The organism is Paramicrobacterium agarici (genome assembly GCF_002563955.1).
Taxonomy (GTDB): Bacteria; Actinomycetota; Actinomycetes; order Actinomycetales; family Microbacteriaceae; genus Paramicrobacterium; species Paramicrobacterium agarici.
The window spans coordinates 2663177-2682785 of record NZ_PDJE01000001.1; the positions used below are offsets into that span (position 1 = coordinate 2663177).

At 65.5% G+C, this 19609-nt stretch carries 20 protein-coding genes; 6 read left to right on the top strand and 14 right to left on the bottom strand.

Translation table 11 applies throughout. The features are described from left to right. Nucleotides 1–11: 11 nt before the first annotated feature. From ATJ78_RS13045 to ATJ78_RS13055, 3 genes are read left to right on the top strand one after another with little or no spacing between them, the layout of a single operon-like run. A complete protein-coding gene (locus tag ATJ78_RS13045) occupies nt 12–1289 on the top strand; it encodes a magnesium transporter MgtE N-terminal domain-containing protein (protein WP_098408640.1) in 1278 nt (425 codons plus the stop codon). Next, a complete protein-coding gene (locus ATJ78_RS13050) occupies nt 1282–1809 on the top strand; it encodes a DUF1003 domain-containing protein (RefSeq protein ID WP_098408641.1) in 528 nt (175 codons plus the stop codon). The genes ATJ78_RS13045 and ATJ78_RS13050 overlap by 8 nt, the downstream gene beginning before the upstream one ends. Then, nucleotides 1790–2959: an Mrp/NBP35 family ATP-binding protein gene (locus tag ATJ78_RS13055; protein WP_098408642.1), complete on the top strand. Its 1170-nt coding sequence runs from the start codon at nt 1790–1792 to the stop codon at nt 2957–2959. The genes ATJ78_RS13050 and ATJ78_RS13055 overlap by 20 nt, the downstream gene beginning before the upstream one ends. A gap of 9 nt (nt 2960–2968) precedes the next feature. On the opposite strand, the gene ATJ78_RS13060 is transcribed toward ATJ78_RS13055, so the two are convergent. Genes ATJ78_RS13060 through ATJ78_RS13070 form a run of 3 tightly spaced genes read right to left on the bottom strand, consistent with a single transcriptional unit; the run spans nt 2969 to nt 5210 of the window. Next, a complete protein-coding gene (locus ATJ78_RS13060; protein WP_098408643.1) occupies nt 2969–3559 on the bottom strand; it encodes a class I SAM-dependent methyltransferase in 591 nt (196 codons plus the stop codon). A gap of 33 nt (nt 3560–3592) precedes the next feature. Beyond that, nucleotides 3593–4801 (bottom strand): MFS transporter, encoded by a 1209-nt coding sequence (locus ATJ78_RS13065; protein ID WP_098408644.1) that lies wholly within the window; start codon nt 4799–4801, stop codon nt 3593–3595. A gap of 34 nt (nt 4802–4835) precedes the next feature. Then, nucleotides 4836–5210, bottom strand: a complete 375-nt coding sequence (locus tag ATJ78_RS13070; RefSeq protein WP_098408645.1) for a twin-arginine translocase TatA/TatE family subunit — start codon at nt 5208–5210, stop codon at nt 4836–4838. Between the two features lie 83 nt (nt 5211–5293). Here ATJ78_RS13070 and ATJ78_RS13075 point away from each other — a divergent pair, with 83 nt between their 5' ends. Further along, nucleotides 5294–5923: an O-methyltransferase gene (locus ATJ78_RS13075; protein ID WP_098408646.1), complete on the top strand. Its 630-nt coding sequence runs from the start codon at nt 5294–5296 to the stop codon at nt 5921–5923. 82 nt (nt 5924–6005) lie between these two features. On the opposite strand, the gene ATJ78_RS13080 is transcribed toward ATJ78_RS13075, so the two are convergent. The 3 genes from ATJ78_RS13080 to dapE form a co-directional block, all read right to left on the bottom strand. Next, nucleotides 6006–6176 (bottom strand): DUF3117 domain-containing protein, encoded by a 171-nt coding sequence (locus ATJ78_RS13080; protein ID WP_098408647.1) that lies wholly within the window; start codon nt 6174–6176, stop codon nt 6006–6008. A gap of 82 nt (nt 6177–6258) precedes the next feature. After that, nucleotides 6259–7461: a hypothetical protein gene (locus ATJ78_RS13085; protein WP_245836324.1), complete on the bottom strand. Its 1203-nt coding sequence runs from the start codon at nt 7459–7461 to the stop codon at nt 6259–6261. A gap of 7 nt (nt 7462–7468) precedes the next feature. Continuing rightward, a complete protein-coding gene (gene dapE / locus ATJ78_RS13090; RefSeq protein ID WP_098408648.1) occupies nt 7469–8551 on the bottom strand; it encodes a succinyl-diaminopimelate desuccinylase in 1083 nt (360 codons plus the stop codon). A gap of 75 nt (nt 8552–8626) precedes the next feature. Between dapE and dapD the strand changes: the two genes are divergently transcribed. Together dapD and ATJ78_RS13100 are read left to right on the top strand one after the other, a co-directional pair. After that, nucleotides 8627–9589 carry a 2,3,4,5-tetrahydropyridine-2,6-dicarboxylate N-succinyltransferase gene (dapD, locus tag ATJ78_RS13095; RefSeq protein WP_098409381.1) on the top strand — a complete coding sequence of 321 codons (963 nt, stop codon included), beginning with the start codon at nt 8627–8629 and terminating at the stop codon, nt 9587–9589. Between the two features lie 49 nt (nt 9590–9638). Beyond that, entirely contained in the window at nt 9639–12197 is a 2559-nt protein-coding gene (locus tag ATJ78_RS13100) for a penicillin acylase family protein (RefSeq protein WP_098408649.1), read from the top strand. A 91-nt stretch (nt 12198–12288) separates the two neighbouring features. On the opposite strand, the gene ATJ78_RS13105 is transcribed toward ATJ78_RS13100, so the two are convergent. The 8 genes from ATJ78_RS13105 to typA all read right to left on the bottom strand — a co-directional run bounded on the left by ATJ78_RS13105 (nt 12289) and on the right by typA (nt 19155). Further along, on the bottom strand, nt 12289–13596 hold the full coding sequence (locus ATJ78_RS13105) for a citrate synthase (protein ID WP_281253395.1): 1308 nt from the start codon (nt 13594–13596) through the stop codon (nt 12289–12291). A 136-nt stretch (nt 13597–13732) separates the two neighbouring features. After that, entirely contained in the window at nt 13733–14854 is a 1122-nt protein-coding gene (dapC, locus tag ATJ78_RS13110) for a succinyldiaminopimelate transaminase (RefSeq protein ID WP_098408650.1), read from the bottom strand. Nucleotides 14855–14861: 7 nt separating this feature from the next. Next, nucleotides 14862–15185, bottom strand: coding sequence for a ferredoxin (gene fdxA, locus ATJ78_RS13115; protein ID WP_098408651.1), 324 nt, complete (start codon nt 15183–15185; stop codon nt 14862–14864). Nucleotides 15186–15220: 35 nt separating this feature from the next. Beyond that, complete coding sequence (locus ATJ78_RS13120) at nt 15221–15679, bottom strand: hypothetical protein (protein ID WP_141897078.1); 459 nt, start codon at nt 15677–15679, stop codon at nt 15221–15223. A 59-nt stretch (nt 15680–15738) separates the two neighbouring features. Then, nucleotides 15739–16050: an AzlD domain-containing protein gene (locus ATJ78_RS13125; protein ID WP_098408653.1), complete on the bottom strand. Its 312-nt coding sequence runs from the start codon at nt 16048–16050 to the stop codon at nt 15739–15741. Next, a complete protein-coding gene (locus ATJ78_RS13130; protein WP_098408654.1) occupies nt 16047–16751 on the bottom strand; it encodes an AzlC family ABC transporter permease in 705 nt (234 codons plus the stop codon). Before ATJ78_RS13130 ends, ATJ78_RS13125 begins: the two co-directional genes overlap by 4 nt. A 1-nt stretch (nt 16752) precedes the next feature. After that, nucleotides 16753–17193 (bottom strand): hypothetical protein, encoded by a 441-nt coding sequence (locus ATJ78_RS13135; RefSeq protein WP_098408655.1) that lies wholly within the window; start codon nt 17191–17193, stop codon nt 16753–16755. Nucleotides 17194–17247: 54 nt separating this feature from the next. Continuing rightward, on the bottom strand, nt 17248–19155 hold the full coding sequence (typA, locus tag ATJ78_RS13140; RefSeq protein WP_098408656.1) for a translational GTPase TypA: 1908 nt from the start codon (nt 19153–19155) through the stop codon (nt 17248–17250). Nucleotides 19156–19609: the final 454 nt, after the last annotated feature.

Consider the following 19609-nt stretch of genomic DNA (forward strand, 5'->3'; position numbering starts at 1 on the left):
AAGTTAGTGGTGTGAGCACCACGAGAGTCTTCGTCGCCCGCCTCGCGGGCTGCACCGTCTTCGACCCGGCGGGCGACCGGGTCGGAAAGGTCCGTGACGTCCTCGTTGTCAATCGCACGAACGATCCGCCGCGCGTTGTCGGGCTGATCGTCGAGATCCCCGGCAAGCGGCGCGTGTTCGTGCCGATCGGCCGCGTCACATCGATCGGCCCTGGGCAGGTCATCACGACCGGCCTCATCAACGTGCGGCGCTTTGAGCAGCGTGGAGGCGAGGTGCGTGTGATCGCCGAGATACTCGGCCGCAAGATCGACTTCGTCGATGGTTCGGGTGAAGCGACGATCGAAGATGTCGCCATCGATGAGAAGCGCCAGGGCGCGTGGAACGTCAGCCAGTACTTCGTGCGCAGACCGAAAGTCTCCGGATCGCTCTTCGCCAAGGGGCCGACGGCCTTCGCGACGTGGCGCGAGATTCGCGAGAAGATCTCGAACGAGGCGCAGTCCGCCGAGCACCTGGTGGCGAGCCTCAGCGACCTCAAGCCGGCCGACCTGGCGAACACGATTCTCGAGCTGCCGCATGAGCGCATGCTCGAGGTGGCCGCCGAGCTGCCCGACAGTCGGCTCGCTGACGCCCTCGAAGAGATGCAGGTCGACGACCAGGTGGCCCTTCTCGCCCGCATCGACGACGATCGCGCAGCATCCGTTCTCGATCAGATGCAGCCAGACGACGCCGCCGACCTCGTGGCGCAGCTGCCCGACGATCGCCAAGAGCGGCTTCTGGGACTGATGGAGCCCGAAGAGGCAGAAGACGTGCGGATGCTGCTCGAGTACGAGCCCGACACCGCCGGCGGTCTCATGACGACGGAACCGGTCATTCTGACCGCCGACTCCACGGTTGCTGAGGGACTCGCGCTCATTCGCAAGGCTGACCTGCCGCCAGCGCTCGGAGCCGCGCTGTGCATCACGCTGCCACCGTACGAACCGCCGACGGGGCGGTTCCTCGGAATGGTTCACTACCAGAGGATGCTGCGGCATCCGCCGCACGAGAGACTCGGCGCGATTCTCGATCAGAGCATCGAGCCCGTGAGCGCACAGGCGACAGCGGCTGAGGTGACGCGCATTCTGGCGAGCTACGATCTGGTATCCGTTCCGGTCGTCGACGACGCCGACAGACTTGTCGGGGTGGTGACCGTTGACGACATCCTCGACTATCTGCTGCCCGACGATTGGCGCAGCCAAGACGAAGACGAACCCGTGAGGGACGAGACCGTGAGGAGGTCGTCGAATGGCTAGATCACCACGAGACGACAAGCGACTCGACGCGCCGCGGGGCGTGCGTCAGCCGTTGTTCTCGCGCAAGGTGAGCGACCGGGACCGGTTCGGCCGCTTCACGGAGTGGGTCGCCCGCGCCATGGGAACGCCGGCATTCCTGCTCTCGCTCACCGTCTTCTGCCTTGCCTGGATGGCGTGGAACACGTGGGGCCCCGAGAGCGTTCGATTCGACTCCGTCGCGCTCGGTTTCACCGCCCTCACACTCGTGCTCTCGCTTCAGGCCTCGTACGCCGCGCCCCTCATTCTGCTCGCGCAGAACCGGCAGGACGACCGCGACCGTGTGCAGATTGAACAGGACAGACAACGGTCTGAGCGTAACCTCGCCGACACCGAATATCTTGCGCGCGAGGTCGTCGCACTGCGTCTGGCGATGCGCGACATGGCCTCGAAGGACTTCATCAGGCAGGAGCTGCGCGCATTGCTTGACGAGCTTGACGAGAAGATGGAGACGACGGAGAGCGATGACAGCCGAGACGCCTGACCTTCTTGCGGCGTCGGTCCGCAGTGCCCTTGAGAAGGTCATCGATCCCGAGATCCGCAAACCCATCACAGAACTCGACATGGTGCGCAGCGTCGACGCAGACGACGCGGGAAATGTCACGATCGCCATCGCCCTGACAATCGTCGGCTGCCCGGCGGCGACCGCTATCGAGAATGACGTGCGGCAGACCGCCGAAGCGGTGTCCGGGGTGGCGAGCGCCGCCGTCGACGTCGGCGTCATGACCCCGGCTGAGCGCACGGCGCTTGTGGAGCGGCTCAGAGGTGCGAAACGCGCGATGCCGTTCACGCCGGACTCCATGACGCGGGTCATCACCATCACGAGCGGAAAGGGCGGCGTCGGAAAATCGACGGTCACGGCGAACCTCGCCGTTGCCCTCGCGAAGCGGGGGCTCGCTGTTGGGCTCGTCGACGCCGACGTGCACGGCTTCTCCATACCGGGGCTCCTCGGCCTCGTTCCGGGCGCCGTCGACGCCGACGGAGAGCCGCTCATCGTCTCGCCGACGCGCGTGGGCGAGATGATCCTCCCGCCCATCGCGCACTGCGTGAAGGTCATCTCGATCGGAATGTTCGTCGATGACACGCAGACCGCGGTCGCGTGGCGCGGCCCCATGCTGCATCGCACGCTCGGGCAGTTTCTCACCGATGTCTATTTCGGCGACCTCGATGTTCTGCTTCTCGATCTTCCCCCGGGAACCGGAGACATCGCGATCTCTGTCGGCCAGCTGCTCCCCCACGCCGAGGTCGTCGTCGTGACGACCCCGCAGCCGGCAGCAGCCGATGTCGCGGAGCGTTCGGGGCGCGTCGCGCGTCAGACGGGCCAGACGGTCGTGGGGGTGATCGAGAACATGTCCGGCATGGTGCAGCCCGACGGAACGGTGCTCGATCTCTTTGGCGCCGGCGGCGGAGAAGACGTCGCCCGTCGACTCTCTGAGGGTCAGGACTCCCCCGTGCCGCTCCTCGCCTCGGTTCCCCTCAGCATCGCGCTGCGCGATGGCGGAGACACCGGTCATCCCATCGTGCTGAGCGATCCGCGCGACCCGTCGAGCATCGCCATCGAGCAGGCGGCCGATTCGCTGCAGCGCAGAGGCAGGGGCCTCTCCGGACGCAAGCTCGATCTGTCCCCCCGCTGAGGCAGCCCCTCAGGCTCGCGCTGTGTGCACAGCACACGGCACCGTCACACCGGGAAAGGCGTCCATGCGGTACCACTCCGCGGCCACGTCGGTGAAGCCCGCCGCGGAGATATCGGCGGTGATCTCACGGTTGTACCGGCAGCCCTTGTCGAGGCGGCGCGTGATCGGCGAGATCAGGTTCTGCAGTCGCCGCATAGCCGTTCCAGGACTCGCGGCCAGGTGGTCGACGAGCACAAGGCGTCCGCCGGGCACGAGCACCCGATAAAACTCGGCAAGGGACGCGGCAACGTCGTCGACAGAGCACATCACAAACGTCGCCACGACGCTGTCGACGTGCGCGTCGTCGAGCGGAATGCGTTCGCAGCGGGCATCGAGCACCTCGTGCGTGTGACCCCGCGCGCGTGCGGTGCGGGCGAGCGCGCTGCGCGATGCCGCATGCGGTTCGAGGCCGATCCACGTAATCCCCGGTGCAAAGCTCCCGAAATTGTCGCCGCGACCCGCACCGGCCTCGAGAACGGTTCCGGATGCTGTCGCCACCGCTCGTCGCCGAATGGCGTCGAGCTCGGGCCAGCGCACACGCGGCGCGTTCATCGTTGACATGGCGTGAGCGTACCGAACCGGCGGTTCATGTCGCTAGTTCTCGCGCAGCATCCCTGCCGCCACGATCACGGCAACGGCAGCGAGCGCGATGACCATGATGGCCGTGCCCATCCATCCGCCGCCGGCGAGAAAGATGCCGCCGAGCCAGCCGAATACGCTCGACCCCGCGTAGTACGAGAGGTTGTACAGCGATGATGCCTGCGCTCGCCCCACGGTTGCCACCGCGCCCGTCCAGCCGGACGCGATCGAGTGTGCGGCGAAGAACCCGGCGGTCATCACGATGAGTCCGGCGAGTACGAGCACCAGCTGCTCGCTCATCGTGGCGGCGACGCCCGCGACCATGACGAGAACCCCGGCGACGAGCACCGCACGGCGCCCGAAGCGAGCCGCAAGGGCACCCGCCCATGACGATGACCACGTGCCCCCGAGGTACGCGAGAAAGATGAGGCTGACGATCGTCGGCGGCAGCGAGAACGGTTCGGACATGAGGCGAAAGCCGAGAAAGTTGTACACCGCGACAAAGCCGCCCATGAGCAGAAACGCTTGCGCGTACAGGGCGAGAAGCCGCGGATCCGATATGGCAGCTCGAATTCTCACGCTCACGGAGGACGCTTTCTGCGTGCGGAGTCGCGGCGGAACGAACCCGCGGGGCTGTGGCGTGAGTACGGCGAAGCCGACAGCGCAGAGCGCGCACAGAGCCGCCACCACGATGATCCCCGCCTGCCAGGTGAGCACCTCGGCGACGGGTCCGGAGATGATTCGTCCACTCAATCCGCCGATCGTCGTACCGGCGATATACGTTCCCGCCGCGCGCGTGGCATGCTCGGGAACGATCTCCTCGGCAAGGTACGCGATCGCGACGGCGGGCACACCTCCGATCAGCAGTCCTTCGACAAATCGGCCGGCCAGCATTAGCTCGAGCGTCGGCGCGAACGGAACGGCGAACCCGACGAGCGTTGCTCCGCACACGGCGGCGATCATGGCCCGAACCCGCCCCACACGGTCTGCGACAAGCGACCAGGGAAGCACGCCGATGGCCAGGCCGAGCGTCGCCGCCGAGATGATGAGCGCGCTCGTCGCCTCACTCACACCGAGGTCGTGTGCGATGAGCGGAAGAACCGCTTGCGGCGCATACAGCTGGGCGAACGTTGCGACTCCGGCGAGAAACAGTCCGAACAGCACGCGACGGTAGGCGGGCGTCCCGCGCACGCGCCCGCGCCAGGCCTCCGGTTCGCTCATCATGGCCGCCAGCCCTGCGACTCACGCCGCAGAGCGATCAGGTGGCCTCCGCATCGAACGGCGGCGCCATCACCTCTTTGCCCGACTCGAGCATCTGCTGGCGCGACGCGGGCTTCGGCTCCTTCGCAGCGGGAGAAATCACGGGCTTGGCTGGCTCGTCGTCTTCGAGGAGCGCTTCGCGAATGATGCGTCGCGGATCGTACTGCCGCGGATCGAGCTTCTGCCAATCGACGTCGTCGAAATCTTCGCCCATTTCGTCGCGCACGCGGGTCTTGGCGTCCCGTGCCATATTGCGCACGTTCTTGACCAGTTGCGCGAGTTTCGCTGCATACATGGGAACGCGCTCTGGCCCGAGCAGGAACACGGCAATGACAGCGATGATGATGATCTTGTCTGCCGTCAAACCGAACACGAATTCAGACTACCGTGTCGCGCCTCAAGGCGTGCTTGGACCGGGCCGCATACACTTGCAATCGAGCAGATTCAGGAGCCGCCGTGTCTACACAAGAGTCGAACTGGAAGTACACCGACGACGTCGTCGATGAATCCGAGGCCATTCGCTCGGCTCGCGCGCAGTCGCTCGAGCTCGGCGTCACGCCGGTCACTCCGGGCACGGGAGCGCAGCTGGCGCTCATCGCAGCGGCGAGCGCAGCGCGCAACATCATGGAGATCGGCACGGGTTGCGGCGTTTCCGGCCTGTGGATGCTGTCAGCGCAGCCTCGCAGCGTGCTCACGACGATCGACTCGGAGTCCGAGCATCTCGGCGCTGCACGCTCAGCATTCACCGATGCCGGCATCGGGTCGGCGCGTACGCGACTGATCACGGGCAGGACTCACGAGGTCCTCCCCCGCATGAACGAAGACTCCTACGATCTCGTGCTCGTCGATGCCGACCCCGGCGAAGTTATCGAGAACGTCGAGCACGCACTGCGCCTAGCTCGCGTCGGCGGAACTGTTCTGATTCCACGCGCCCTGCACAAGGGAAAGGTCGCAGACCCGGTGCAGCGCGACGACGTGACGAGCGCCTTCCGCTCGGTCATCGAGGAGGTCGCCACCTCCGATGCCGTCGTGAGCGCCATTAGTCCCGTCGGAGACGGCCTGCTTCAGCTGACAAAGCTCGGCTGACGCTACCGGCGAGTTCGCGCACAAACGCTGTGGGCGCGCGATCCCCATCGAATCGCGCGCCCACAGCGTTGCCTTGCCAGCTCTAGCTGGCGACGACACCCGCAAGGGCGTCGTGGAGCTCTTTGGCCTCGTCATCGTTCACCGAAACGACGAGTCGTCCGCCCCCTTCCAACGGCACACGGACAATGATCAGCCGACCTTCCTTTACAGCCTCCATAGGCCCATCTCCGGTCCTCGGCTTCATTGCTGCCATTCGGCTCCCCTTTCGTGCAGTGTGTCCCCATTATCCCGTGAATTCGGAATCCGTGCCAATCCCGACGTCATGCGAGCACATGTTACGGCGGCGTCCAGTCATAGCCGCTCACACTCCAGCACGCCCACAGCCACGCCCACTGCAGCGCGAGACTGACGGCGACGGCTGCCACGCGATATGCGCGTGACCGTGGAACCGCGAACGCCCCAGCGATCGGAAAGACGGGCGCCAGAAGCCGGAACGTGCTCGACTGCGGAAAGAAGACGGCGAGCAGGTACACGAGGTACGAGACGACCCACAGTCTCAGAGTGACCCCGATCCGTCTCGCGGGTCTGCTAACCAGGCCGATGGCGACGATCGCCAGAATCGGCACGAGCGCGACAGCCCCGAAGTCGACGCCGAACCAGCGCTGCGCCCACCAGTTCGCGCCGTCGATCCACGGCTCGAATGGTACGAGGGGCCCGTAGCCGACGTACGACGACCGCCACGCCAGCTCGGTGTCGGTGTATGCCGTCATCGACCCCGTCACAGCCCAGGCTATGAGAAGCCAGGCGACTCCCATGACGGCGCTGACGATTCCCGCCACGCTGAGGCACACGAATTCAGAGAGGGAGAATGGATGCCGCGAGCGCGTCCACACGCGATGCACGAGGTGCAGCAGCAGAAAGAGCGCGAACGCCAGCCCGCTCGGGCGCGTCAGTGCCATGACCGCGATCACCGGGATCGCCGTGAGATATCGGCGTCTCATCACCAGCAGCAGCGCAAAGCCCAGCAGAAGCAGATACAGCGACTCTGCGTAGGCGACCTGCAGGATCGGCGATACGGGTGCCACAGAGAAGAGCACGACGGCGAAAAGCGCCGTCCGCCGGTCGAGCACCTCGCGCATGAGCGTGAAGAACACGACGGCGGCGCCGAAGCCGCAGGGCACCGACACGACGAGCGCTGCAACATCCCACGGCAGCTGAGTAAGGCCCATCACGATCCGCACGACGCCCGGGTACACCGGCATGAATGCCCACGCGTTCTCAGCGATGTGGCCGTCGTCGGTCACCGGAAGGTCGCTCGGGTAACCCGAGAACGCGACGATCTGATACCAGCGTCCGTCCCAGATCGACGCGAACGCCGCGTAGTCGGGCGATGGCCCTGTCCATGCGTTCGCCCGCTGGTTGGCGGCGAACCACAGCATCATGAGCGTCGTGACGAGGCGAGCGGCGCCGTAGATGAGAAGCACTCGCCCCCAGTCGGGCGTTCGCGCCCAGCGGGCGACGAGGCGCGGCACCGTCACCGGATGATCACTCTCCGAGGAGCCAGTGCCTCAGACCCGTCTCGCAGGCGCGGATCTCATCTGTCGCGCAGCGCTCATCATCGGTGTGAGCTTTCAACGGGTCGCCTGGCCCATAGTTCACGGCCGGTACGCCGAGCGCCGAGAAGCGCGCCACATCCGTCCAACCGTATTTCGGCTTTGCCTGCCCGCCGACCGCGGCGAGAAACTGCTGAGCAAGTGGAGCGTCGAGCCCCGGTCTGGCGGACTCTGCGCGGTCGACGACAGTGATCTCCATGTCCGGGAACAGGTCGCGCACGTGCTCAAGCGCCTCATCCACGGTCTTGTCTGGCGCGAAGCGATAGTTGACGTGGATCATTCCCTCGTCGGGAATCACGTTTCCCGCGATGCCTCCCGTGATGCCGACGGCGTTGAGGCCTTCCCTGTAGGCAAGACCGTCGACGTCGATCGTCTTCGGCTGGTAGTCGGCGAGCACGGCGAGCGCGGGCGCCAGCTTGTGGATGGCGTTCTCCCCGACCCATGCCCGGCCCGAATGCGCTCGGGTTCCGAAAGCGCGCAGCTCGACCCTGAGACTTCCGTTGCATCCTCCCTCCACCTGGGCGCTTGTCGGCTCCCCGAGAATCGCGAAATCTCCCGCAAGCAGTTCAGGGCGCGTGCGCGCGATTCGACCGAGACTGTTGAGTTCGGCGGCCACTTCTTCGTGGTCGTACCAGATCCAGGTCACGTCGACGAGCGGAGCAGACAGCTCGACAGCGAGCTTGAGTTGCACGGCGACCCCCGCCTTCATGTCAACGGAGCCACGTCCCCACAGGTACTCGCGGTCATCGATCGTCTCGACGTGCGAGGGCACATTTCCGGCGATCGGAACGGTGTCGAGATGCCCGGCGAGCACGACGCGCTGGTCGCGGCCGAGATGCGTGCGCGCGATCACGGTATCGCCATCGCGAATGACCTCGAGGTGCTCCGCCTGGCGAACCGCCGCCTCGACAGCATCCGCTATCTGCCCCTCATGTCCCGACTCCGAGGGAATGTCACAGAGCGCGCGAGTGATATCGATCGACGAGGCCGTGAGGTCGAGAACCGGTTGAGGCATGCACTCAGTCTATGGGCGCGCACTGCGTCAGCGACGAATGCGGGAGGGGCCGCCGTGTTCGGTAATCTGGTGGTCATGACCAGCGCTTCACAGGGAAATCCGACAACCGCATGGGGGTACGGCCTCGCCACCATCGCTTCTGACGGGACGGTGCTCGACACCTGGTTTCCCTCGCCGCAGCTGGGTTCCATTCCCGAGAACCGCGAGAAGTGGATCGCACCGGCCGAACTCGAGCAGCTCGCCGTTCCCGACCCTCGCCGCGCTGTGTCCGTGGACATCGTCACGATCGAGTCAGATCTGGAGCAGCCGATCTCGAGCACATCAGACGCGTACCTGCGGCTCCATCTGCTGTCGCACCTGCTCGTGCGACCCAACACGATATCGCTCGACGGCATCTTCGGGCACTTGCCCGTTGTCGCGTGGACGAACGCTGGTCCTATGCTTCCCGGCGATTTCGAGCGCATGCGGCCGGCGCTTCTGCGGCAGGGCATCCACGCGGTGAGCCTCGACAAGTTTCCGCGCCTCACCGACTATGTCCTGCCCGAGCGCGTGCGCATCGGAGACGCGTCTCGTGTCCGACTCGGCGCGCACCTCGCGCCGGGTACGACGGTCATGCACGAGGGCTTCGTGAACTACAACGCGGGAACACTCGGATCCTCCATGGTCGAGGGGCGCATCTCGCAGGGCGTCGTCGTCGGCGACGGAAGTGACATCGGCGGTGGAGCATCCATCATGGGAACGCTGTCTGGCGGAGGTTCTCAGCGGATCACCATCGGCGAGCGCGCGCTTCTGGGAGCGAACTCGGGCATCGGCATCTCACTCGGAGACGACTCGGTCGTCGAGGCGGGTCTCTACATCACCGCGGGCACGAAGATCACGGTGATCGACCCCGGCTCGACGGAGACGCGCTCCGTCAAGGCCGTCGAGCTGAGCGGAATGCCTGCCCTGCTGTTCCGGCGCAATTCGGTGTCGGGCGGGGTCGAGGTTCTGCCTCGCTCCGGTTCTGGCGTCACCCTCAACGACGCACTTCACGTCTGACCTGTCCCCCTCGCGCTCTCGCGAATCCTCGTCCCCGCTAAGGAGCACCGTGGCTCATTCCCTGTCCCGCCGCATCGGGCGCGTCGTCCTCTGGATCATCGTTGCCCTGCTGGTGCTCGGCCTGATCGGCGCCGGTTTGGCGTTCTGGACCGTCCAGCGCTCGTTCCCGAAGACTGAGGGCACCATCGACATCCCCGGTCTCGAGCACGAGGTCACGGTCACGCGCGACGCGTACGGCATTCCGCAGATCACCGCCGAGTCGGCACATGATCTGTTTTTGGCGCAGGGCTTCGTGCAGGCGCAGGACCGCTTCTGGGAGATGGACTTTCGCCGGCACGTGACGTCGGGCAGGCTGAGCGAGATGTTCGGTGAGAGCCAGGTCAGCACCGACACGTTCATCCGCACGCTCGGCTGGCGCAAGGTAGCCGAGAAAGAGGTTGACGCGCTCGACGACACGTCGCGCGCCTACTACGAGGCCTACGCCGACGGCGTCAACGCGTACCTCGACACGCACTCGGGCGCCGACATCTCGCTTGAGTACGCCGTGCTCGGCTTTCAGAACCCCGAGTACTCCCCCGAACCGTGGACTCCTGCCGACAGCGTGGCGTGGCTCAAGGCGATGGCGTGGGACCTGCGGTCGAACCTCGAGCAGGAGATCGACAGGGCGATTCTCTCAACGTCGATGAGCTCGAGCCAGATCGCGACGCTCTACCCGGAGTACCCGTACGACATACACCCCACGATCGTCAGCGAGCCGAGCGTGCAGAGTGCCGCGCCGCATGACACGCAGGGAACGGATGCTGTCGCCGACAACGCCGCGACAGACGCCATTGCGCCTCAACTCGCACAGCTCTCGGAGCTGCTGCGCGGAATGCCGACCCTGCTGGGCGACGCGGGAAGCGACATCGGGTCGAACTCGTGGGTCGTGTCCGGTGATCACACGGCCACGGGAAAGCCTCTGCTCGCCAACGACCCTCACCTCGGCCCCGTCATGCCCTCCGTCTGGTACCAGATGGGACTGCACTGCAAATCGGTCTCTGAGCAATGCCCGTTCGACGTCTCGGGCTACACCTTCTCTGGTCTGCCCGGCGTGATCATCGGTCACAACGACTCCATCGCGTGGGGCTTCACGAACCTCGGGCCCGACGTCGCGGACCTCTACATCGAGAAGATCGATACGCAAGAGGGAACGTATCGGCTCGACGGCGAAGACGTTCCGCTCGATGTGCGCACCGAGACCATCTCGGTGGCGGGAGGCGACGACGTCGAGATCACTGTGCGCTCAACAGAGCGCGGTCCGCTCGTGAGCGGTCTCACGGGTGACTACACGACGATCGCCAATGACGCTGCCAACACAATCGATCTGTCCGAGGGTGAGAGCCTCGGCGTCTCGCTGCAATGGACGGCGCTCACGCCGGGAAACACCGCCAGCGCCGTCTTCGCCATGAACGAAGCACGCGACTGGGACTCCTTCCGCGACGCCGCGAAGCTCTTCGACGTCCCCAGCCAGAACTTGATCTTCGCCGACACCGAGGGCAACATCGGGTACCAGGCGCCAGGGCTCGTTCCCGTGCGCAAAACGGGCGACGGCACGACGCCGCTGCCCGGCTGGACGAGCGAGAACGGCTGGAGCGGCTACGTCGACTTCGAGAAGCTGCCGAGCACCTACAACCCGCCGCAGGGCTACATCGTCACGGCCAACAACGCGGCCGTCGGGCCGGACTACCCCGTCTTCATTACGAGGGACTGGGATGCCGGCTACCGTGCCGAGCGCATCACCGAGCGCCTGACAGACCTCATCGACTCGGGCGACCCGCTAACGGCGCAGGACATGTCTGACATTCAGGCGGACAACCACAACGCTATCGCCGAGGTGCTCGTCCCCTACCTGCTCGAGGCGACGCCGAGCGAGCACACCCTTCAGGCGCGTGCGCTGCTCGCGGAGTGGGACTATTCCGACGACGTCGACAGCGCAGCATCCGCCTATTTCAATATCGTGTGGAAGAACCTTCTCGAGCAGGTCTTCGCCCCGAAGCTGCCCGAGACGCAGGCTCCCGAGGGCAGCGCCCGCTGGTTCCAGATCGTCACGAACCTTCTGCCGTTGAGCCAGTCGGCGTGGTGGGCCGACGACGATGTGTCGACGCGTGATGAGGCGCTCGCGCGGGCGATGGACGCCGCGTGGGACGAAGCCGTCGACCTCATGGGCGATGATCCGAGCGCGTGGACCTGGGGCGACCTGCACACCCTCACGGTGCGCAACGCGAGTCTCGGCGAGTCGGGAATCGGACTCATCGAGCAGCTCTTCAACCGCGGGCCGTACGCGGTCGGCGGCGGTTCGAGCGTCGTCAACGCGAACGGCTGGAGCGCCTCGCAGGGGTACGAGGTCAACTGGGTGCCGTCGATGCGGCAGGTGATCGATCTGTCAGACTTCGATGCCTCGACCTGGATCAACCTCACGGGTGCGTCAGGGCACGCGTATCATCCGCATTACGTCGATCAGGCACCGCTCTGGGCCGACCACAAGACCCTCCCGTGGGCGTTTACGTCCGATGCGAGGGCGGATGCTGCCGAGCACACTCTCACGCTGGCCCCGGCCTCCGAAAAATGAGTTGCAGAAAATGGCTGCCGGCTCGCATCGAGACGACAGCCATTTCCTGCAACTCACGTCACACCCCGCCGACGCGGGATAAGACTGGCGCTCAGCGCTGCGGGTACTGCCGTTCGCCCTCACCGATGTACAGCTGCTGAGGGCGACCGATCTTGGTCTGCGGGTCGAGGCTCATCTCGCGCCAGTGGGCGATCCATCCGGGGAGGCGCCCGATCGCGAACAGCACGGTGAACATGCGCGTGGGAAAGCCCATGGCCTTGTAGATCACGCCCGTGTAGAAGTCCACGTTCGGGTAGAGGCGGCGCTCCTTGAAGTAGTCGTCCTCAAGCGCGATCTGCTCAAGCTCCTGCGCGACGTCGAGCAGCGGGTCGCTGATGCCGAGCGAATCGAGCACGGCGTTCGCAGATTCCTTGACGATGCGCGCGCGGGGATCGTAGTTCTTGTAGACGCGGTGCCCGAAACCCATGAGCTTGACGCCGTCTTCTTTGTTCTTCACGCGCTCGACGAAGCGGCGAACACCCTCGCCCGACTCCTGAATCTGACCGAGCATCTCGAGAACAGCCTCGTTCGCTCCCCCGTGCAGCGGACCGGAGAGCGCGTTGATGCCGGCCGAGATCGACGCGTAGAGGTTCGCTCCCGTCGACCCGACGAGGCGCACTGTCGAGGTCGACGCGTTCTGCTCGTGGTCCTCGTGCAGAATGAGCAGCCGCTCAAGCGCCTTCGAGAGAACCGGGTTCACCTCGTAGTCTTCGGCCATGTTTCCGAAGTTGAGGCGCAGGAAGTTGTCGACGAAGCTCAGATTGTTGTCGGGGTACAGGAACGCCTGCCCCTGGGACTTCTTGTGCGCGTACGCGGCGATCACGGGCAGCTTCGCGAGAAGCCGGATGGTCGTCATCTCGACGTGCTCAGGGTCCTTGGGGTCGAGGCCGTTCTCGTAGTAGGTCGACAGCGCGCTCAGGGCGCTCGACAGCACGGACATCGGGTGCGCGGTGTGCGGCAGCGCCGAGAAGAAGTGCTTCAGGTCTTCGTGCAACAGCGTGTGACGGCGCACGCGCTCGTCGAAGTCGGCAAGCTCATCGGCCGTCGGAAGCTCGCCGTGAATCAGCAGCCACGCGACCTCAAGGTATGTCGAGTTGGAGGCGAGCTGGTCGATGGGGTACCCGCGGTAGCGCAGAATCCCCTGGTCACCATCAATGTACGTGATGCGCGACTTCGTCGCCGCGGTGTTCACGAAGCCGTAGTCGAGGGCGGTCAGGCCGGTCTGTTTTGTCAGCGTCGAGACGTCGAGGCTCGAGGCCCCGCTCGTCGCGTCGACCATCGGCAGTTCTGCCGTGCCGCCCGGAAACGTCAGCGTCGCCTTGTGTGCCTCGTCACCCGTCTGCTGTCCGACGTCGCCCACGGCGCCTCCTCTTACCTGTCCGTCACGTGTTGAGTGATGTATCGCGGCGCGCACATGGTGACGGCGCGCTGCTCCTCTTACAGCCTAATCGTGCACAAGGGCTTCTGTCACAACCGACAACTGTTCACAGCATCGCTTAGAGGGTTTCTCCACCGGATGCTGCTCGCAGCCGTGCCGCACCGGCATCGACGCGCTCGTCCGACGCCGTCAGCGAGAGGCGCACGAAGGTCGGATAGTGGTCGCCGTAGAAGTGACCGGGGCCGCCGATGATGCCGAGTCCCGCAAGTCGGTCAATGCTCTCCCACGCGTCGCGGCCCTCTGTGACCCACAGATACAGGCCGGCCTCGCTTCGCTCGATCCGAAACCCGGCTGCCGTGAGCGCAGGAACGAGAACGTCGCGCCGTCGCCGGTACAGCGCCTTCTGCTGCGCGACGTGCTCATCGTCGCGCAGGGCGACCGCCATCGCGTGCTGCAGCGGTGCGGGCACCATGAGTCCCGCGTGCTTGCGCACGTTCGTGAGCGAGGCGATCACCCGAGCGCACCCGGCCGCGAAGGCCGCACGGTATCCGGCCATGTTCGACTGCTTGCTCAGCGAATAGATCGAGAGGATGCCGCGACGGTCGCCGTCCGTCACGCGCGGATCGAGAATGCACGGCGTCGGCTCACTCACCCACGGCCCCTCCCACCCCAGCTCGGCATAGCATTCGTCGTTCACGATCACGGCGTCGAGCTCTCGAGCGCGGGCGACAGCCAGGCGAAGACTCTCGATGTCGTGCACGCGCCCGTCGGGGTTCCCCGGCGAATTCAGCCAGATGAGGCGCGTTTCGACGGGCCATTCCGCAGGGTCGTCCGACGCGAGAGCCTCCGCACCGCAGAGCGCAGCACCCATCGCGTAGCTCGGGTACGCGGCCGTCGGGTGAACGACGACGTCGCCCTCCCCCAGGCCGAGCAGAAACGGCAGTAGGGCAACGAGCTCTTTCGAGCCGATCGTCGGCAGCACATTGCGGAGCTCGAGGTCGGGCACGTTTCGCCGGCGCGCGTACCAGTCGACGATGGCCTGGCGCAGCTCGGGAGTGCCGACCGTTGTCGGATAGCCGTGAGCATCCGTCGCCGCCTTCAGCGCATCACGCACGATCGCCGGCGTGGGATCGACGGGTGAGCCGATCGACAGGTCGACGACTCCGCCCTGGTGCTCCGCCGCTTTCTCACGGTAGGGAACGAGAGTGTCCCAGGGGTACTCCGGAAGCTCTCGGGTCACCTCGCGCTCACTCGGCGTTCTGGGGCGGCAGTGCGGCGATGACGGGGTGGTCGTGGTGGATCACACCGACCTTCGCAGCGCCTCCGGGCGAGCCGATCTCGTCGAAGAACTCGACGTTCGCCTTATAGTAGTCGGACCATTCGTCGGGAAGGTCGTCTTCGTAGTAGATCGCCTCGACGGGGCATACGGGCTCGCATGCACCGCAGTCCACGCACTCGTCCGGGTGGATGTAGAGGCTGCGTTCACCCTCGTAGATGCAATCGACCGGGCATTCGTCGATGCAGGCGCGATCTTTCACGTCAACGCACGGAAGAGCGATCACATAGGTCACTGTGCTGAAACTCCTTCTCGCCGGGTCTGCCCAGTCTACGCCGGAGTGCCCGTGCGAAGGTTCCGCTCGGGCAGCCGCGGCCACGCGAGCACGATCGCGGCGACAAGCGGCACGCCGAACAGCCAGACCAGTCCGAGAACGCTCTGCGTGATCAGCACAGACCCCCCGGGACTCGGCAGCGAGAAGAGCGCGACGATGCCGACGATTCCGATGCCCGCCGCGATCGAGGGAAGCCTCTCGGCGATCACGAGACGCAGACCGAGCAGCAGGGCGAGCACGCCGATCAGGCCGAGCACGAGACCGTAGGGAATCGTGATGCCCAACGGTGTGAGCGTGAGTGTGTGTCCGACAGTTCCGACGATTCCATACACGACCCCGAGCACGAGTGTGATCAGGGCGGTGACGATGCGCGAGAGCGTGCTGGGCTCTCCGCCGACTGGTGCGTCTGCATCATCGTGGGCGTCTGGATGCTGCCATTCCGGTGCTGTGCTCACGAGAGAATCGTATCGGTGCGTGCTGTGTGCGCCGTCCGCGCGGCGGCTGGGCTCTGCCGTCACGGCATGCCAGCCATGCGCAGCAACGCGGCCACGACCGCGGCGGCGATGACGACGACGAGAAAGGGGGCACGCATGGCGAGCAGGCCCGCCGCGACCACGAGAGCCGGAAGCCGGGCATCGACGACGATCGCCTGGCCATCGCCGAGCGCCTGCACCACGATGAGCGCCGCGAGCATCGCCACGGTCATGAGGTCGGCGACGCGCGAGACCACGGGTTTCTCGAGAACGCGCGGCGGAATCGAGTACCCCGCGAGCTTGAGGGCGACACACGCGATGGATGCTGCGAGCACAATGTGCCACAGGGTCACGACTCCGCCCTCCTCGCGTGCGAAAACCAGTTGAACACCCCGACGACCACCGCCACAACGGCGGCGAGAATGACGGGAAGCCCCGGTGCGAGCACCGGAGTGAAAGCAGCCGCGACAATCGCTGCGCCGCACGCAACGGCAACGGGCTGAAGCCGCGTGAGGCGAGGCCACAGCAGCGCGAGAAACGCCGCAGCTGCCGCTGCGTCGAGCCCGTACGCGCGCGTGTCGCCGAGCACATCGCCGATGAGCGCTCCGATGAGCGTCGTGAGGTTCCAGCCGACGAACACCGCGAGTCCGGTCACCCAGAAGCCCACGCGGCGCGCCTTCGGGTCGGATTGCGCGAGCGACACGGCCGTCGACTCATCAATCGTCACCCACGCCGCGGCCACGTTCCTGAACACGCCCGCGCCCACGATCGGCTTCATGCGGATGCCGTAGGCGGTGTTGCGCACGCCGAGAAGCGCGGCACTCGCGATCGCCGAGCCGCCTGCTGCGGCACCGCCCGAGGCGAGCACTCCGACGAGGGCGAACTGCGATCCGCCCGTGAACATCAGAAGGCTGAGAACGCAGGTCTGCCAGATGTCGAGGCCCGAGGCGACGGCGAGGGCGCCGAACGAGACTCCGTATGCGGCAGTTGCAGCGCCGACGGCAAGACCCTGCTTGAGAGCAGTCTGCTCCGCCGCGCTTCTGCTGCCGCCCACGTCATCCTCGAGGCGTGACGGTGTAGAGCAGGCTGTCCGACGCCGCCACGACAGTCACGTCGTACTCGTCGCTCGAGAGGTTGACGACGCTGCCGAGCTCTGCCGTCGAAACTTCGTCGTCGACGGCGAAACCAGCATCGGACAAGCGCTGTTCGGCGTCATCCGCCGACACGTCTCCGCTCACGAGCACGACCCAGTGCGTTGTCGATCCCTGCGTCTGCGTCGCACCGCGGATCGAGCCGTCGACGAGAGGAACGGCGTCGGTCGGAAACCCTTGCGGAACGCCCTCGCTGAGTTCGACGTCACCGCCCGTGGCTTCGCGCACAGCATCCTGAACCGTCTGACTCATCGTCTGCTCAACGAGGCTGCACCCCGAAAGCGCAGGCGCGGCCACGACGGCTAGTGCGATCAGAGCGGTGCTGGTGCGACGACGAAGACTCACGGTTCAAGGGTAACCAGCGGATGCTGAGCCACACCCGAATGCCCACGGCGAACCTCAGGCGTCTTGACGCTTCTGCCGAGCAGCGGCGCGGCCGCGCTCGTGTGCATCGAGAATGACCTTGCGAATGCGCACGGCGTCGGGCGTGACTTCAACGCACTCGTCTTCGCGCGCGAACTCAAGGCACTCCTCGAGAGAGAGCTGGCGCGACGGCGTCATCGACTCGAAGGAGTCGGCCGTCGACGAACGCATGTTCGTGAGTTTCTTCTCCTTTGTGATGTTCACGTCCATGTCGTCTGCACGCGAGTTCTCACCGATGACCATGCCCTCGTACACCTCTTCTGTGGGGTTCACGAAGAATGTCATGCGCTCTTGCAGGTTGATGATCGCGAAGGGCGTCACGACTCCCATGCGGTCGGCGACGATCGAACCGTTGTTTCGCGTCGCAATCGAACCCGCCCACTCGTCGTAGCCGTGAGAGAGCGTGTTGGCAATGCCCGTGCCGCGCGTCGTCGTCATGAACTCCGAGCGGAAGCCGATGAGTCCGCGGCTCGGGACAATGAACTCCATGCGGATCCAGCCGGTGCCGTGGTTCGTCATGCCCTCCATGCGGCCCTTTCGGGCGGCGAGCAGCTGGGTGATCGCACCGAGATACTCCTCGGGAGCGTCGATCGTCAGCTCTTCGAACGGCTCGTGAATCTTGCCGTCGACTGTCTTCGTGACGACCTGAGGCTTGCCCACCGTGAGTTCGTAGCCTTCTCGCCGCATCTGCTCAACGAGAATGGCGAGTGCGAGCTCTCCTCGACCCTGCACCTCCCACGCGTCTGGCCTGCCGATGTCGAGAACCTTGAGCGAGACGTTTCCGATGAGCTCGCGATCGAGGCGGTCCTTGACCATGCGGGCCGTGAGCTTGTGCCCCTTGACCTTGCCCATGAGCGGCGACGTATTTGTTCCGATCGTCATGGAGATCGCGGGATCATCGATGTGGATCGTAGGTCGCGGCCGCACATCATCGGGATCACACAGGGTCTCGCCGATCATGATGTCGGGGAATCCGGCGACGGCGACGATGTCTCCGGGTCCAGCGCTCTCGGCGGGGAATCGGTCGAGAGCCTTGGTCATGAGCAGCTCAGTGATGCGCACGTTCGATACCGTGCCATCGCGCTTCGCCCAGGCGACGGTCTGTCCCTTGGTGATGGTGCCCTGGAAGATGCGCAGCAGTGCGAGGCGGCCGAGGAAGGGCGACGCGTCGAGGTTCGTCACGTGCGCCTGCAGGGGGTGCTCGTCATCGTACGTCGGCGCCGGGATGTGCTCGAGGATGGCCTCGAAGAGGGGCTCGAGGTTCTCATTGTCGGGAAGCGAGCCGTCTGCGGGCTTCGTGAGAGACGCGCGGCCGGCCTTGCCCGACGCATACACGACGGGCACATCGAGAATGGCGTCGATGTCGAGGTCGGGAACGTCGTCGGCGATGTCACTCGCGAGACCGAGAAGGAGGTCCTGGCTCTCGGCGACGACATCGTCGATGCGGGCGTCGCCGCGGTCGGTCTTGTTCACGAGAAGGATCACGGGAAGCTGGGCTTCGAGCGCCTTGCGAAGCACGAACCGGGTCTGCGGAAGGGGTCCTTCGCTCGCGTCGACGAGCAGGACGACACCGTCGACCATGGAGAGACCGCGCTCGACCTCTCCCCCGAAGTCGGCGTGCCCCGGCGTGTCGATGACGTTGATCGTCACGGGGCCGTGGGCGGCGTGGGCGCCGTTGTACGAGATCGCCGTGTTCTTCGCGAGAATGGTGATGCCCTTTTCCCGCTCGAGCTCGTTCGAGTCCATTGCTCGTTCTTCGACGTGCTCGTGGTCAGAGAACGATCCGGTCTGACGAAGCATGGCATCGACGAGTGTCGTCTTGCCGTGGTCGACGTGCGCAACGATAGCGACGTTTCGGAGGGTTTCACGCGTGGCGATCGCCATGGCTGTGTCCTGTCCTGCAGAGTGTGCGGTTGGTGCGCCGAGCGACGCAGCTGGCGTCGATATGAGCTCGGTGGGCTGAAGCCGGCACCGGCGGGCGCTGATGGGAAATTCACGCAGGCTTGAGAAAGCCCGACGTTTCATTCTACTCCCTCAGCTTCGCGGCTGCTGAATACGCGCTCGCTCACCGCGGTTCCACCGTGCATCGAGGGCATCCACACCCCGTGCACAGGCACGCGGCGGTTGCGCTTTCCAATGCGGGACTGCGGCGATTCAGTGATAATGTGTCGACGTCGAAGCGGCACCCTCCGCACTCGACTCGGGTGCGTTGTGTGCCTCGCCATACACGACAGGGATCTCGGTTTGCTCATTCACGAGCCTTCCGGGAAAGTGAATAACAGTTCGACCCAGCGTTGTGTCGGTCGCCGAATCAGGCGCCTGTTAAAAAGAAAGAACA

Coding starts and splice junctions, on each gene's coding strand:
- ATJ78_RS13050 (WP_098408641.1), top strand. CDS start 1,282: ATGGCTAGATCACCACGAGACGACAAGCGACTCGACGCGCCGCGGGGC.
- ATJ78_RS13055 (WP_098408642.1), top strand. CDS start 1,790: ATGACAGCCGAGACGCCTGACCTTCTTGCGGCGTCGGTCCGCAGTGCC.
- ATJ78_RS13060 (WP_098408643.1), bottom strand. CDS start 3,559: ATGTCAACGATGAACGCGCCGCGTGTGCGCTGGCCCGAGCTCGACGCC.
- ATJ78_RS13065 (WP_098408644.1), bottom strand. CDS start 4,801: ATGATGAGCGAACCGGAGGCCTGGCGCGGGCGCGTGCGCGGGACGCCC.
- ATJ78_RS13080 (WP_098408647.1), bottom strand. CDS start 6,176: ATGGCAGCAATGAAGCCGAGGACCGGAGATGGGCCTATGGAGGCTGTA.
- dapE (WP_098408648.1), bottom strand. CDS start 8,551: ATGCCTCAACCGGTTCTCGACCTCACGGCCTCGTCGATCGATATCACT.
- dapD (WP_098409381.1), top strand. CDS start 8,627: ATGACCAGCGCTTCACAGGGAAATCCGACAACCGCATGGGGGTACGGC.
- typA (WP_098408656.1), bottom strand. CDS start 19,155: ATGGCGATCGCCACGCGTGAAACCCTCCGAAACGTCGCTATCGTTGCG.